Annotated in this window: 13 protein-coding genes; 6 read left to right on the forward strand and 7 right to left on the reverse strand. The window is 70.4% G+C overall.

Features of this window, described 5'->3' with window-relative positions:
• Positions 1-423 precede the first annotated feature (423 nt).
• Positions 424-1506: a neutral zinc metallopeptidase gene (locus AB0I81_RS04735; RefSeq protein WP_360649872.1), complete on the forward strand. Its 1083-nt coding sequence runs from the start codon at positions 424-426 to the stop codon at positions 1504-1506.
• Between the two features lie 133 nt (positions 1507-1639).
• On the forward strand, positions 1640-3373 hold the full coding sequence (locus tag AB0I81_RS04740) for an LCP family protein (RefSeq protein WP_360649874.1): 1734 nt from the start codon (positions 1640-1642) through the stop codon (positions 3371-3373).
• On the opposite strand, the gene AB0I81_RS04745 is transcribed toward AB0I81_RS04740, so the two are convergent.
• The 3 genes from AB0I81_RS04745 to AB0I81_RS04755 form a co-directional block, all read right to left on the reverse strand.
• A complete protein-coding gene (locus AB0I81_RS04745) occupies positions 3358-4581 on the reverse strand; it encodes a cytochrome P450 (RefSeq protein WP_360649877.1) in 1224 nt (407 codons plus the stop codon). The two genes, AB0I81_RS04740 and AB0I81_RS04745, sit on opposite strands and share 16 nt — an antisense overlap.
• 69 nt (positions 4582-4650) lie before the next feature.
• Positions 4651-5991 (reverse strand): hypothetical protein, encoded by a 1341-nt coding sequence (locus tag AB0I81_RS04750; RefSeq protein WP_360649880.1) that lies wholly within the window; start codon positions 5989-5991, stop codon positions 4651-4653.
• Positions 5992-6228: 237 nt separating this feature from the next.
• Positions 6229-8211, reverse strand: a complete 1983-nt coding sequence (locus AB0I81_RS04755) for a spermidine synthase (RefSeq protein WP_360649883.1) — start codon at positions 8209-8211, stop codon at positions 6229-6231.
• A gap of 242 nt (positions 8212-8453) precedes the next feature.
• Between AB0I81_RS04755 and AB0I81_RS04760 the strand changes: the two genes are divergently transcribed.
• Positions 8454-9812 (forward strand): S8 family serine peptidase, encoded by a 1359-nt coding sequence (locus tag AB0I81_RS04760; protein ID WP_360650209.1) that lies wholly within the window; start codon positions 8454-8456, stop codon positions 9810-9812.
• 50 nt (positions 9813-9862) lie between these two features.
• Here AB0I81_RS04760 and AB0I81_RS04765 read toward each other — a convergent pair whose 3' ends face one another.
• Positions 9863-10588, reverse strand: a complete 726-nt coding sequence (locus AB0I81_RS04765) for an ABC transporter permease (RefSeq protein ID WP_360649885.1) — start codon at positions 10586-10588, stop codon at positions 9863-9865.
• On the reverse strand, positions 10588-11343 hold the full coding sequence (locus AB0I81_RS04770; RefSeq protein ID WP_360649888.1) for an ATP-binding cassette domain-containing protein: 756 nt from the start codon (positions 11341-11343) through the stop codon (positions 10588-10590). The genes AB0I81_RS04765 and AB0I81_RS04770 overlap by 1 nt, the downstream gene beginning before the upstream one ends.
• 66 nt (positions 11344-11409) lie before the next feature.
• On the opposite strand from AB0I81_RS04770, the gene AB0I81_RS04775 reads away from it, so the two are divergent.
• Entirely contained in the window at positions 11410-12057 is a 648-nt protein-coding gene (locus AB0I81_RS04775; protein ID WP_360649891.1) for a TetR/AcrR family transcriptional regulator, read from the forward strand.
• Here AB0I81_RS04775 and AB0I81_RS04780 read toward each other — a convergent pair.
• On the reverse strand, positions 12054-12368 hold the full coding sequence (locus AB0I81_RS04780; RefSeq protein WP_360649894.1) for a DUF4190 domain-containing protein: 315 nt from the start codon (positions 12366-12368) through the stop codon (positions 12054-12056). The two genes, AB0I81_RS04775 and AB0I81_RS04780, sit on opposite strands and share 4 nt — an antisense overlap.
• Before the next feature lie 117 nt (positions 12369-12485).
• On the opposite strand from AB0I81_RS04780, the gene AB0I81_RS04785 reads away from it, so the two are divergent.
• Positions 12486-13433, forward strand: a complete 948-nt coding sequence (locus AB0I81_RS04785; protein WP_360649897.1) for an ion transporter — start codon at positions 12486-12488, stop codon at positions 13431-13433.
• Between the two features lie 31 nt (positions 13434-13464).
• Here the strand turns inward: AB0I81_RS04785 and rpsD are convergent, their stop codons facing one another.
• Positions 13465-14079, reverse strand: coding sequence for a 30S ribosomal protein S4 (rpsD, locus tag AB0I81_RS04790; protein ID WP_360650212.1), 615 nt, complete (start codon positions 14077-14079; stop codon positions 13465-13467).
• A 77-nt stretch (positions 14080-14156) separates the two neighbouring features.
• Here rpsD and AB0I81_RS04795 point away from each other — a divergent pair, with 77 nt between their 5' ends.
• Positions 14157-14858, forward strand: coding sequence for a DUF2470 domain-containing protein (locus tag AB0I81_RS04795; RefSeq protein ID WP_360649899.1), 702 nt, complete (start codon positions 14157-14159; stop codon positions 14856-14858).
• Positions 14859-14864 lie beyond the last annotated feature (6 nt).

The following is a 14864-nucleotide window of genomic DNA, read 5'->3' on the forward strand; positions in this document are numbered from 1 at the left end:
CCCCAAATTTGGCAAGGGTCCGGCAAGTCGCGATCCAAAGCCATGCATTTCGGATTACGGGGCATCGGGGGAGACAGGGTGACAGGGAACGGGCAATACCCACCGCCGCCACAGGGGCCCGGGCAGCCACAGCGGCCACACTCGTTGCCGTGGCCGCCGCCCGGATACCGCCAGCCGCAGCAGCAGGGCGGCCAGGGCAACCCGTACCAGCAGCCACCGCCTCCCCCTCCTCCCCCGCCGCCTCCGCCGCCGCAGCAGGGGCACGGATACCAGCAGCCCCACCCGCAGGGCCCTTACGGCCAGCCCCCGTACGGGCAGCAGCCTCCGTACGGGCAACCTCCATACGGGCAACCTCCGCACGGGCAGCCCCCGTACGGGCAGCCGCACCGGCAGCCGCCGCCCCCGCCCCCTCCTCCGCCGCCCATGCCGCCACCACGGCAGTGGGGGCACTACCCGCCGCCGCGCAAGAAGTCGGGCATGGGCGTGCTCGGTGCGCTCGGCGCCGTGTTCGGCTCGCTGGCCGCCCTGTTCGTGCTGATCGTCATCGGAGCGGTCATGATGCACGGCGCGGACTCCGACTCCGACGACTCCTCGCCGGTGGCGATCCCGACCTGGCAACCGTCGGACGACCCGTCCGACGAACCGTCGTACGAGCCCTCGCAGGACACCACGGAGAACACCCCCGACCGCAGCGAGGAGCCGACCCCGAGCCCCTCGGAGAGCGAGGACGACGAGCCGGAGACGACGGTCACGCCGCCCGCCAGGGTCCAGGTCAACACGAGCCTGAAGAACAACTCCATGTACCGGGCCGGCATCCTGCCCAGGCTCAACTGCCGTGCGGGCAACGCCAGCATCTTCAGTCACAGCCAGCTCAAGGCGCTGATCCTGAAGACCGGCAAGTGCATGGACCGGGCCTGGAAGCCCGCACTGGAGAAGCAGGGCTTCCGGTTCAGCCCGCCCAACTACGCCATCGCGGCCGTGCGGGGCAGGGGCGCCTGCGGCGACTATCCGTCGGCGGGCAGCATCGTGCCGTACTACTGCCCGCGCAACAACACCATCTACGCCTCCACCTCGGCCATGGCCAAGGGCAGCGGCAACGCGCTCGGCTACGGTCAGATCATCTCCTGGCACGGCGGCATCATCGGCATGATGGCCCACGAGTACGGCCACCACGTCCAGAACCTCACCGGCCTGATGGACTCGTGGTGGAGCTCCACCACGGCCTCCAGCAGCCAGAGCGGCAAGCTGGCGCTCAGCCGCCGCCTGGAACTGCAGGCCAACTGCCTGAGCGGCATGTGGATGCGGTCGGTGGCGGCGTCGTACCCGGTGAACTCGGCCCGGCGCAACGAGTTGTTCACCTTCTTCGGACGGGTGGGCGACCATCCGGGTTATCCGCGCGACCACGGCAAGCCGGTCAACAGCGGCCGGTGGTTCCGTCAGGGCTATGAGAGAAGCCAGGCATACCAGTGCAATACGTGGATGGCGTCGTCCTCGTCGGTCTCCTGATTGACCTGCGGTGTTCATCTCAGGTTGAGCACATGTCTCTGATGTCCAGGTATGGGGACTAGAATCCTGGCAATCTTGTGCCGATCGGGGGGCAAACGTCAGTTTTGCCTGGTAGGCGTTGAAGGAGCCGGGTGTGAGTAATCGCGATGGGGAAGAGACCGTGCCAGAAGGCAGGAAGCGGCGCCCCACGCGACGATCTCGCCCGTCCAGGCCCGCCGACCCTCCCCAGGGCCGCGCGGGCAAGCCTTCCGGCTCGGGCAAGCCCACCGCCTCGGGAAAACCCACCGGCCCGGGAAAGCCCCCCGCTTCGGGAAAGCCCACCGGCCCGGGTGAGCCCGACAAAGCCGGGAAACCCACCGGCGCGGGGAGGCCGCGCACCGGCAGGTTCTCCTTCGGCTCCGGCTCGGCCGTCCCGCGCTTCGCCAAACCGCTGACCACCGCTTCCATGCTCGGCTGGACCGCCCTGTCCGCCATCGTGCCCGGCGCCGCTCATCTGCGGGCCGGGCATCGGCGTACCGGGCTGGTGCTGATCGGCGTGTACGCGGTCCTGCTGCTGGCCCTCCTGGCCTACGGCCTGAGCGTGGCCGGGAACCTGTCGAACGCGGCCGCCCTGGTAGACGACGGCATGATGGTCGTCGTCATCGCCGGCGCCTCGGTGCTCGCCCTGGCCTGGTTCGCGCTGATGGTCACCTCGTACGTGGTGCTCGGCCCGAACCGGCTCAACCAGCAGGGCCAGATGGTGACCGGCGTCGTGGTGGGCCTGTTGTGCGTCGCGGTGATGTCGCCGTTCGCGCTCACCGCCAGCACCGTGGTGACCATGCGTGAGGCGTTCAGCATCTTCCCCAGCGACCCCGACACGCAGGCGTCGCACGCGGCCCAGAACCCCGAGGACCCCTGGGACGGCAAGGACCGGGTGAACTTCCTGCTGATCGGCGGCGACGCGGCCGGCAACAGGACCGGCGTGCGCACCGACAGCATGAACGTGGCCAGCGTGGACCTCAAGACCGGCGCCACCGTGCTGTTCAGCCTGCCGCGCAACCTGCAGCACGTCCGCTTCCCCACCAGTTCGCCGCTGCACAAGCAGTTCCCGAACGGCTTCCTGGCGGAGCTGCCCAACGGCGGCCTGCTCAACGAGGTCTGGCAGTACGCCAACGACCACCCGCAGCTCATGGGCGGCAAGAACAAGGGCCCTCGCGCGCTGATGGACGCCATCGGCCACACCCTGGGCCTGAAGATCGACTACTACGCGCTGATGAACATGTACGGCTTCGCCGACCTGGTGGACGCCATCGGCGGCCTGCGCATCCGGGTCGAGCAGGACGTCAAGTGGGGCGGCCTGTACGGCACGGCCGGCACGATCAGGGCCGGCAACCGCAAGCTGAGCGGCGAGCAGGCCCTCTGGTACGGCCGCTCCCGCGTCGGCAGCGACGACTTCTCCCGGATGGCCCGCCAGCGCTGCGTCATCAGCGCCTTCGCCCAGCAGGCCACGCCGACCGTGATCCTGGCCAACTTCAACAAGCTGGCCGGCGCGGCCAGGCGGGCGGCCCAGACGAACATCCCCCGCGACCTGGTGCAACCGGTGGTGGAGCTGGCCGTCAAGGTCAAGGACGCCAAGATGACGAGCTTGCAGTTCGTGCCGCCGCACTTCTATCCGGGCAACGCCGACTGGGCGAAGATCCGGCAGGCCTCGAAGCGGGCGATCGCCAAGTCGCTCCGTCCGGCCCAGGCCAAGAGCGCGAACGTGAGCGCCTCTCCGAGCGTGACCGCCTCGGCCCCGGCCACGACCCGCGCAGCGGCCCCCACTCAGACGCCCACCCGCAACAACCAGGGAAGCGACGGCGAGTCCGTCGATCAGCTCTGCGGCTGACCGGCCGGGATCCGGCCGAATGTCACGGGCAGCTCCTGCGGCCCCCTGATCGTCAGGCTGGCGCGCCACCGCAGCCGCTCCTCCGGCACGGCCAGCGCCAGCCCCGGCAGGCGGACGACCTCCGCCAGTGCGGCAGCGCCGACGATGCGGGCCAGCAGCGCGCCCAGGCAGTAGTGCGGCCCGTGGCCGAAGCTCAGGTGGCCGTTGTCCTCGCGATCGAGGTCGGGCAGGTCCGGCTCGGCGAAGCGCCGCGGGTCCCGGTTGGCCGCCGCCAGCGCCACCAGGATCGGCTGCCCGGCCGCCAGGCGTACCCCGCCCAGTTCCACCGGCTCCAGCGCGAAACGCCAGGTGGCCAGCTCGACGGGGCCGTCGTGGCGCAGCAGCTCCTCCACGGCCCGCTCGATCAGCTCGGGGCGGGCGCGCAACCGGTCGAGCTGCGCGGGATGCCGCAGCAGCGTGTACGTGCCCAGCCCGATGAGCCCGATGGTCGTCTCGTACCCCGCGACGAGCAGCAGGAAGATCATCGACAGCAGCTCGTCCTCCGTCAGCCGGTCCCCGTCCCCGGCCGCGGCGCTCATCGCGCTGATGACGTCGTCCCCCGGCGCCCGCCGCTTGGCGGCCACCAGCCCGCGCACGTACGCGCCCAGTTCCCCCAGCGCCGCCCGCCTGGCGTCGTTCCGCCCCGCCTGGGACGACACCACGGCCGTCGTCCACCGCCGGAAGTCCGTACGGTCGCGCTCGGGCACGCCCAGCACGTCGCAGATCACCCCGGCCTGCAGCGGCGAGGCGAAGTCCGCCACCAGGTCGGCCCCGGGAGTCAGCCGGGAAGCGAGGGTGCGCGCGGCCGACTCGATGCCCGGCCGCAGCTCCGCCAGCCGCCGCGCGGTGAAGAAGCCGGACACCAGGCGGCGCAGCCGGGTGTGCTCGGGCGGGTCGGTGGTGAGCAGGTGGGTGCCGAGACCGGAGCGGTCCTCCAGCGGCCGGCCCCGCCCCGCCTGCTGCCAGTCGTCCGGCGCGTGCCGCGGGTCCTTGCTCAGCCTCGGGTCCGTCAGCGCGGCGCGGGCGTCGTCGTAGCGGGTCACGAGCCAGCCGTACAGGCCGCTGCGCAGCCGTACCAGGTGCGGGGCGCCCGACTCGCGCAGCTCGGCGTAGGCGGGATAGGGGTCGGCCAGCAGATTAGGGTGCCCCGGCAACATCTCTTCCAGCATTCGTCTCCCCCGATGCGGTGAGCGGTACGGGCGGCGGGCGCGGCGGGAGCCCGCCCGCCACCCGCGACGCTACTTGCCGAGCTGTCCGAGGATCCACTCGGCCAGCGTGGCGGTCACCTGGCCGTGCTCGGAGTTGTGGGAGTCGCAGTGGAAGTCGTCGAGCTGGCTGTGCTCGGGCGACAGGGAGGTGATGTCGGTGTAGAGGTCGACCGTCCAGTCCACGGGGTCGTACTGGAGGGCCACGGCGCTCACGGTCGGGACGAAGCAGGCCGAGCGGTACTTGGTCGCGATCGGCGCGCCGAGCCGGTCGGCGAGCATGCCGTACAGGGGCAGCGTGCCCCCCGGCACGCCGTCGAACGGAGCCACGTCGCTGGTGTAGCTCTTGCTGGCCCACATGGGCACCGCCCGCATGCCGCCGACGTGCCGGTTGGTGCCGCGGTCCGGCTGGGTGCGCACGGTCGCGCCGACCAGGCCGCCCAGCGCGCTCCACTCGAACACGGGCTGGTCGGCCGGCATGTTCCTGCCGGTGCCGTCGGCGGCCCCGTTGGCCACGCCGAGCTTGCGCGGGCGCACCGGGAACCAGCCGACGCGGCGCAGGTCCTCCAGGAACTCGGTGCGCACCGGGCTGGCGGTGGCCACGGGTCCCGAGTAGCGGCCGCTCTCGACCCACGCCCACAGGAGCTGTTGCGCGGCGGGACTCGCGATCAGGGCCGTCTGGCAGGGTTCGGACGGGGAGAGGCTCGCCGCGAAGTGCGCGAGCTGCTGCAGGATGAGCGGGATCCAGGCGCCGTTGTGCGGCGCGTCGTAGGACAGGTACGTCGCGGTCTGGTGGTCCTCCCCGCGGTTCTCCATCTCCGCCAGCGCGTAGCGGGCGATCAGCCCGCCCATGCCGACCCCGCCGGCGATCAGCGGCGCGTTGCCGTCCCGCTCGCTGATGGCGCGGCGGATGCAGGTGGCCGCCACGCCGGCGTTGGCCTGGATGTGGGTGTGCCGGGCGCCGAAGCCGAGCAGCACGACGTCGATGCCCTGGGCGAGGAGCTGGTCCAGCAGGCGCTGCTGGTGGGGCGGGTAGGGGGCGTTGAGGTGGTGCCACAGCCCCGGCAGGTCGCTGGGGCCGTAGTTGAAGCCGTCGGCGATGATCATCGGCCTGACGAGGCGTTCGTGACCGGCGCCGTAGTGGATGACGGCGGTGCCGGTGGCGGTCCGGCCCTGGTAGGGCCAGGCGGAGGTGAGTGCCCATTCCGCCTGCGGCACCCGCGTCCGTCCGCCGGGGGGCGGCGCGGGGGTCGCGAACAGCACTCCTTTCGGGAGCACCGCGGCGATCTGGTCGGCGCGGCCGGCGGGCACCGGATCGGTCTCCTGCCGCAGGGCGAGCTCGACATCTATCCTTGCTGCCCCTTGTGTCGCCATGATTACACCTTTTCTCGTGGGTTTACCGGACGTCACCCCCGATCTCTTGCCTCCTTCTGGAAAAGACGAGTTTCCCTTTTCACATACAACGATCATCGCGATCAAGGCATGGCTGGTATCTCTACCTCACCTCGCGGTCTCCGACAAAGCAACCTTCGCGGGAAACCGTTCACCTGACCGTCGGTCAAGGCGATACATAGGGAATTTCGGAAATACCCTTCGGCATTTCCGGCGCGGTCACGCCAGGACGGAGTTCTTCCTCGGCAGCAGGATGAAGGCGCCGACGTACAACAGGCCCGCGACGATGATCAGGCCCTGGTAGCCGATCACCAGGGCCACGTACTCCAGGCAGCCGCCGACCATCGCGCCCAGCAGGTTCGCGCCGAAGGAGGTGGTCGCGTCGGCCGAGTCGGCGAAGCGCTTGGCGAACACCACGTTCGCGACGAAGATCGGGAAGAACGCCACCGCCACGGCCACCACCGCGCGCAGCGGCAGCGGGAGCGACAACAACCATTCGTTCGGCACGAGCCAGGCCAGCAGCAGGCCCGCGAGCAGCACGCCGTACATGACCGGTAGGGGCGGGGTGCGGAAGCGGCGGGTCACCTCGACGGCGGCGAGCACCGCGACGAGCACGCCGGCGAAGACGATCGCGTTGACCACCCACGTGGTGCCGAACAGCAGCGCGAAGCCGGTCACGCTCTTGGTCTCCAGCAACATGAACGCCACGCCCAGCAGGAACAGGTCCGCGTACGGCCGCATCCGCTGGTACGGACCGGCCACGGCGCGCACCGCGAGCAGGCTGACGATGAGGATCAGGCCGAGCGTGATGAGGTAGATCGGCGGGATCGTGGCGTCCTTGAGGTACAGGAAGGGCCGGTCGTCCCCGGCGGGCGCGGGCGTGCCCGGGGCGGCGCCCGGCCACTCGGTGGCGCAGCGCTGGTCGGTGGCGACCAGGCCGGCGGTGATCACGGCCTGCTGGCCGCTGGTGCTGACCACGTCCACGCACGGCTTGTGGCCGAAGGCGTTCTGCATGGTCGAGGCGAGGCGGTCCACGAGCCAGCTCTCGCGGTAGTAGTTGTACATCGAGAACGTGCCGCCCGGCCGCAGGTGCTCGCGGGCCGCCCGCATGGCCTCCTCGGTGAACAGGTAGCTCTCCAGGCGCAGCGAACTGGCGCCGGAGACGAGGGTGAGCGAGTCGGGCAGGGCGAACAGGATCAGGTCGTACTTGGTGTCGGTGCGCTCCAGGAAGGCGCGGCCGTCGGTGACGTGGGTGGTGACGCGCGGGTCGTCGTAGGGCCTGTCGGGGTGGGCCGAGCCGCCCAGCTCGCGCAGTTTGGGGTCGATCTCGACGGCGTCCACCCGCTGGGCGCCCTTGGACAGGGCGATCGCCACGTCCGTGCCGCTGCCGGCGCCGACGATGAGCACGTCCTTGGGCGGCTTGGCGGTGCGCTCGTACGGCAGGGCGTACTGGGCCTCCCACTGCAGCCGGGCGTAGGCGGGCGTGGCCTGCTGGTGCGGGATGCCGTTGACCGCGATGTCGAGCACGGGGATGCCGAGCATCTGCTTCTGCTCGGTGGTGACCTTGTAGTACGGCGACCAGATCGCCCCGGCGGTCAGGGTCTCGGCCAGCAGCAGCCCGACCACGGCCAGCGACGGCACGCTCACCAGGCCCACGTACAGGGCCCGGGGCTTGGGCACCAGCAGCAGCCCGTAGCAGACCGCCACGATGATCCCCCAGAACACCGGCGGCGCGCTCAGGAACGACAGCGCCGTGAACGCCGCGATGCCGGTCAGGCTGCCGATCAGGTCGTAGCGGTAGGCCTCCAGGCGGGGCAGCTCGGGGAAGCACCGCCCGACGAGCTCGGCGGGCCCCATGAGCACGACCGCGGCGGCGGCGAAGATCACCGGCAGGATCGCCCAGGCGGGCGGCCCGGTGGTGGACAGGCTCGTCCAGTACAGGACGCCCTCGGTGTTCCTGTCCACCGTGACGGGGAAGGTCAGCACGACGATGACCAGGATGGCCAGGACGACGGGCGAGTAGAACGGCTGCCGCCGCGAACGCCCCACGCGCAGGAAGCCCAGCCCGATGCCGAGGAAGGACCCGAGCAGCACGAAATTGGTGAAATAGCTGAGATGGACGATGTTCGACCCGGTCCATCGGATCAGCGCCAGCTCCAGGAAGAGCATGAACGCGCTGGCGAGGATGAGCCTCGGCCGCACCGCCAACCAGTGTGCTTTTTCTCCGTCATCGACCGGCTTTTGCGCCTGGAGCGTCATAACGCTTCACCGTAGTGAACGGACCGAAAACAAGGAAGCCTGACATCCCAGAACAAATGTCGTCCACTTCGCCCCGCTTAGGGAGTTTCTGCAGGTCAAAACCCCTCAGATCCGCTGGACGCGCCGGTACGGATGAGTGAATGTTGGATGGTTCGTTTCCCTCCAGATACCTCCCGGCGGTGACCATGCGGATCCTGATCCAGCTTCGTCCCTCCCCCGATCTGGTCGCGGCGGTCGCCGACCCCGCCCAGACCGCCACCACGGCCGACGTCGCCGACGGGCTGCCCGGCGTGGAGCTCGATCCCGCCTTCCTGCCCGTGGCCGTGCCCAGGCCCGTCCCCGCGGCGGGCGGCGATCCGCTCTCGCTGAACCAGCCGCTCGACTACTCGCTGGCCGCGGAGGACGCCTCGGTGCTGGTACGGGGCACGATCTCGGACGACGAGCTGACCGCCAGGGTCACCCTGCTGCCCGCCCTGCGGCCCGACGTGGTGGGCGTGTTCGCCGATCCCGTCATCGAGTCCACGCCGACGTGTGGCGGCGATCCGCCGGTCGGCGACTGGCACGACGTGGAGCGGCTGCTGAACGTGGCGGGGCTGCTGGCGGAGGGGCTCGACGGCGACGGCGTGGCGATGGCCGTGCTGGACACCGGGATCAACGCGGCCCACACGGCCAGGCAGCTCGGCAGGGGCGTCACGGTGGACGCCGGGCGGAGCTGGAACCCGGCGGGCGCGCTCGGCAGGCCGGGCCAGTTCGAGGTCGGCCACGGCACGATGTGCGCGTTCGACTCGCTCATCGCCGCCCCGCAGGCCACCCTGATCGACATCCCGGTGCTGCTGTCGGCCCGGCCGGGCGGCTCGGCGCTGGACGGGCTGCTGTCGGACGCGGTGGCGGCCTTCGCGCACCTGCGTACCGTGCTCGACGCCCAGCCGGCCGAGTCCAGGGCACTGGTGGTCAGCAACTCGTGGGGGTCGTTCTCCCCGGACTGGGACTTTCCCGTGGGGCATCCGGGCAACTACTCCGACAACGCCGCGCACCCGTTCAACCTCATGGTGGGCGCCCTCGACAGGGCGGGCGCCGACGTGTTGTTCGCGGCGGGGAACTGCGGGCGCGAGTGCCCCGACGGCCGCTGCGCCCACCCCAACCGGCCCATCGTGGGCGCCAACTCCCATCCGAGGGCGCTGTCGGTGGGTGGCGTGGACGTCAACGGCGGGCGGGTGGGCTACTCCTCGCAGGGTCCCGGCCGGCTGACCGCCCGCAAGCCCGATGTCTGCGCCTACACGCACTTCTCCGGGTCCGGGGCGTTCGGCGCCCGCGAGCCCGACTCCGGCACCTCGGCGGCGGCGCCGGTGGCGGCCGGGCTCGTGGCCGCGGTGCGCACCCGCTGGCCGGTGAGCCGGCTGTCGCCGGCCCAGCTGCGGGCGCTGCTGCGCAGGACGGCGGAGGACCGCAGCGAGGTCGGGTTCGACTACGACTACGGGTACGGGACCGTGGACCCGGCCGGGATCATCGCCGCCCTGAAACGGCGGGCCAAGAGCGCGGCCTGACCTCTCCGCACGGGAGGGGCCAGGCTGGGGCAGGCCCCTCCCGCCTCGCTCTAGGCGTGCTCGCGGTTGAACACGCGGGTCCCGATCGTCAGGCTGATCACCGCGAAGAGCACGGTCACCGCCACGCCGACGCCCACGGTGCCGGTCAGGTAGCGGCCGTGGAACAGCTCGCGCAGGGCCTCCAGCACGTACCTGAACGGGCTGACGTGCGAGAGGCCGTCGAGCCAGGCCGGCGCCATCGACATCGGCAGGAACGAGCCGGACAGCAGGACCAGCGGCACCACCGCCGTGCTCATCACCGGCGGGAAGAGCTGCTCGTTCATGGTCAGCGCGATCGCGTACGACAGCGCGGCCAGGCTCGCCCCCAGCACCGCGACGAGCACGAACCCGGCCGCCAGCCCGAGCACGGGGGCGCGCAGGCCGAAGGCGAAGGCCGCCACGAGCAGCAGCACCGTCTGCGCGGCCAGCGTGACGACGTTGTTGAGCACCCGCCCCAGCAGCAGCGCCAGGCGGCTGGCCGGGGTGACGCGCAGGCGCTCCAGCACGCCCGTGCGCTTGTCGAAGACCACGCCGAACCCCGCCATGCCCGTGCTCATCAGCCCGAGCTGCACGATCAGGCCCGGCACCAGCGTCTCCCATGTGCCGATCGTGGCGAAGATCGGCCCGAACAACACCAGGAACAACATCGGCTGAACCACGCCGAAGACGAGGCTGATCTTCTGCTGGAGCGTGACGTCGAGGTCGTGGCGGAACAGCACCCAGGTGTCGCGCAACATCACGCCACCGTCCCGGCCGGCTCGTTGTCCTCGCGCAGCGACCTGCCGGTGATGTCGAGGAACACGTCGTCGAGCGTGCGCCCGCCGGTCTTCAGCTCGGCCGGGGCGCCCTCGGCCACGATGCGGCCGTGGTCGATGATCAGCACGCGGTCGCAGAGCGCGTCGGCCTCGTCCAGGTAGTGGGTGGTCAGGAAGACCGTCATGCCCTTCTCCTCACGCAGCGAGCGGATGTGCGCCCACAGGTTGGCCCGGCTCTGCGGGTCCAGGCCGGTCGTCGGCTCGTCGAGGAAGAGCAGCACCGGCTCGTGCAGCAGCGCGAACGCGATGTCGAAGCGGCGGCGCTGCCCTCCGGAGAGCGTGGCGGGGATCCTGGTCTCCAGGCCGGTGAGCTCCAGCCGGGCCAGCACGTCCGCGGCCCTGGCGGCGACCTGGGCGCGGCTCAGGCCGTACAGCAGGCCCTGCAGTCGCAGTTCGCCCTTCACCGGGGAGACGGGCGGCATCCCGCTGCCCTGGGCGACGTAGCCGATGCGCCTGCGCACCTCCTTCGGCGCGCCGACCAGGTCCTGGCCGGCCACCGTGGCGGTGCCGGCGGTGGGGCGCAGCAGCGTGGTCAGCATGCGCATGGTCGTCGTCTTGCCCGCCCCATTGGGGCCGAGGAACCCGACGATCTGGCCGGGCTCCACCGAGATGTCCACGCCCGCGACGGCTTCGACGCCGCCCTTGAAGGTCTTGCTCAGACCCGATGTCTTGATCATTTCATCGCCTCCAAAATTTAAGTAACCACAATTTTGGTGTCACTGCAAACTTGGTACGATGACGGCATGCAAGAGGGGTTGCGGGAGCGGAAGAAGCGCGAGACCAGGGAGCGGATCTCGGACATCGCGACGGGCCTGTTCATCGCCCGGGGGTTCGACAACGTGACGGTGGCCGAGGTGGCGCAGGCCGCCGACGTGTCGGTCAACACGGTGTTCAACTACTTCAGGACGAAGGAGGACCTGTTCGCCGACCGGCACGACCTGGCGGTGGAGCTGCCGCAGCGGGTGCTGCGCGAGCGCGGTCCCGGTGAGAGCGTGGCGGGCGCGTTCAGGCGCGACTATCTCGACGCGATCGACACGCGCGACTGGCGCTACGGGCTCAACGACGGCAACGACGTCTTCGCCGGCGTCGTCAACGCCAGCCCGGCGCTGGTGGCCCGGCTACGCGAGCTGGGGGTGGAGCGGGAGGAGGGCCTGGCGCGGGCGCTGGCCGAGGAGCTGGGCAGCGACCCCGGCGATCTCGCCCCGAAGGTGGTGGCCGCGCACGTCCTCAACACCACGCGGATCCTGAGCGATCACGCCATGGCCATGATGCTGGCGGGCGAGCCGTGGGAGCGGATCGGGCCGTCGCTGAGAGCGCAGGCGGAAAGGGCCTTCGACCTGCTGGAGGCGGGACTGGGCGACTTCGGCGCGACCGGCTCGGGTGGGCGCTAGTAGCCGGCCGAGGAGAAGGCTCCGCCCATGAGGGCGATGGCCACGAACAACAACATGCCGCCGATGGTGGCGATCATCATCACCGAGGAGATGATGCCGCAGATCTTCCCGGCCTGGATCTGGCCGCGGTTCTCGTAGTGCTGGCCGCTCGCGTCGATCTCCTGGAGCGCCTTGTTGCCCATCGACCAGGCGAAGGGACCGAGAATCTGGCAGACCACCAGGCTCAGAATGCCCAGCACGAGAATGGTGGCGCCGTTGGGGTGGCTCAGCGGCGGGCCGTAATAACCAGGCCCGTAATTGGGATACGACACGGTCGCTCGGCCCCCTCCGTTCAACACGTCCGGTGGGTTTTATACCACAGTCCTCCTCTTGATCATGTTGCGTCATCATGGGACGGCATATGATCGACCTCTGAGGAGCATTCCCCCGTGCGTGAACGCACCCGTGCCGTACTCGCCCATCGGCATTTCCAGCGATTCATCATCGCTGTCATCCTGGTGAACGCCGCCACGCTCGGCCTGGAGACCTTCCCCGCCGTCGTGGAGAGCCACGGCACGCTGCTGACCGTGATCGACCACATCGCGCTCTACATCTTCGCCGCCGAGCTGATCGCCAAGCTCTACGTCGAGCGCGCCGCCTTCCCACGCGACCCGTGGAACATCTTCGACACCCTCATCGTCGCCATCGCCTTCGCCTCCACCACCGGCGGCCTGTCGGTGCTGCGCGCCCTGCGCATCCTGCGGGTGCTGCGGCTGCTGTCGGTCGTGCCGAGCCTGCGGCGGGTGGTCTCGGCGCTGCTGCGCGCGATGCCCGGGATGAGCTCGATCGTGGTGCTGCTCTCGCTGGTCTTGTACGTGGCGGCCGTGATGGCCACCAAGCTCTACGGACAGACCGCGCCCGACCGTTTCGGCAGCCTGCCGACCTCGCTGTTCACCCTCTACCAGACGATGACGGGCGACGACTGGGGCAACATCGCCAGGGAGGTGATGGAGCGGCATCCGTCGGCCTGGATCTTCTTCACCATCTTCATCCTGGTGTGCACCTTCGTCGTGCTGAACCTCTTCCTCGCCGTCGTGGTGAGCGCGATGGACGAGGAGAACGCCGAGGAGCGGGCCGAGGAACTGGCCGCCCTGGAGGATACCTCGGCCCACACCCAGCAGGTCCTGCGGGAGACCACGGCCCGCACGCAGCAAACCCTTGAGGACACCACGGCCAACACGCGGCAGATCCTGGACGAACTGGCCGAACTGCGCAAGGAGGTCGCCGAACTACGCGGCCTGTCCCCGGCGGAGGCCGCCGCGTCCACGATGTCGAGACCGTCCGGCGCGCCCACCTCCTCCAAGAAGAAGGCCCGGGGGAGGCGGTCACGACGATGACCGTCTCCCCCGGGCCCTGCCCGTACGTGAGTCAGCGAGAGTAGAACTCGACCACGAGCTGCTCGTCCACCGGGATCGCGATCTGCTCGCGCTCGGGCCGGTTCACCAGGGTGAAGCGCAGCTCGGACAGCTCTACCGACAGGTACGCGGCGGTGCGCTCGTCGGCGTAGATGCCCTCGGCGGCGGCCACGAAGGGCTGCATCTTGCGCGAGCGCTCCCGTACCGTGATCACCTGACCCGGCTTGACCAGGTAGCTCGGGATGTCCACCTTCCGGCCGTCCACGGCGATGTGCCCGTGGTTGACGAACTGCCTGGCCGCGTAGATCGACGGCGCCAGGCCGGAACGCAGGACGAGCGAGGCCAGGCGGGTCTCCAGCAGTGTGACCAGCTCCGTGCCCGACGCGCCGGACTTGCGCACGGCCAGGTCCCAGTAGCGGCGCAGCTGGCGCTCGGACACGTCGTAGTACCAGCGCAGCTTCTGCTTCTCCATCAGCCGCATCCCGTAGTCGCCGGTGTTGCGGCGGTTGGTCTTGCGGCCGTGCTCGCCCGGCGGGTAGGGGCGCTGTTCGAAGTAGCGGACGGCTTTCCTGGTCAGCGGGACGCCCGCGCGACGAGACAGTCGCACCTTCGGGCCGGTGTAGCGCACGTTCACCTCGATGTGATTAGGTAGTCCTTACTTAGGCAAGCCTAACCTACCATTAAAGTTGCCCTCAAGGAGGCGCCATGCTGCCGATCCCCGAGCGGGTCCGCACCCTCGCCGCGACGGCCGACGTCGCCAAGCTCTCCGTGGACGGCGCCCCCTCGCCCGCACGCGGCGGGGTGGACGAGCGCGGCCGGCCGATACTTCTGGTACGGCCCGGCGAGGCGCTGCACGGCCTGCGCGCCGACGCCGTCGTGGCGGTGAACCTGACGGCGATGCGGCAGCTGGGCACCGTCACGCACCCGCGCGGGCTGATCGAGGTGCAGGGCTGGGCGGAGGCCGTACCGGAGCCCGAGGCGCGCGCCGCGGCGGTGGCGGTGGCCGCGCACTCGGCGGACGAGAGCCTGTTCGAGGCCCTGGAACGGTTCGGCCGGCCGGACGCGCCCCAGTTGCTGCGGTTGGACGTGGGCCAGGTGGTGTACCTCACGGGCCAGGAGTCGGGGGTGCTGGACGCCGACGACTACCTCGGCGCGTCGCCCGACCCGCTCACCGAGACGGCCGAACGGGTCCTCGAACACGTCAACTCCTCCCACCGCCCCCAGCTCACCGCCGGGGTGACACGGCAACTCGGGGAGCCGGCCGGGGATGTGTGGTTGTGGGAGCTGGACCGGTACGGGGCGACGGTGCGCGTTGACGAGTCACTCGTGCGCTTCCCCTGGCCGACCCCCGCCCAATCGAGCCTGTGCCTGGAGACGGCCCTGCGCGGCCTGCTGTGCAGCTGCTGATCGACG

The organism is Nonomuraea sp. NPDC050404, from assembly GCF_040655495.1.
Lineage (GTDB): Bacteria > Actinomycetota > Actinomycetes > Streptosporangiales > Streptosporangiaceae > Nonomuraea.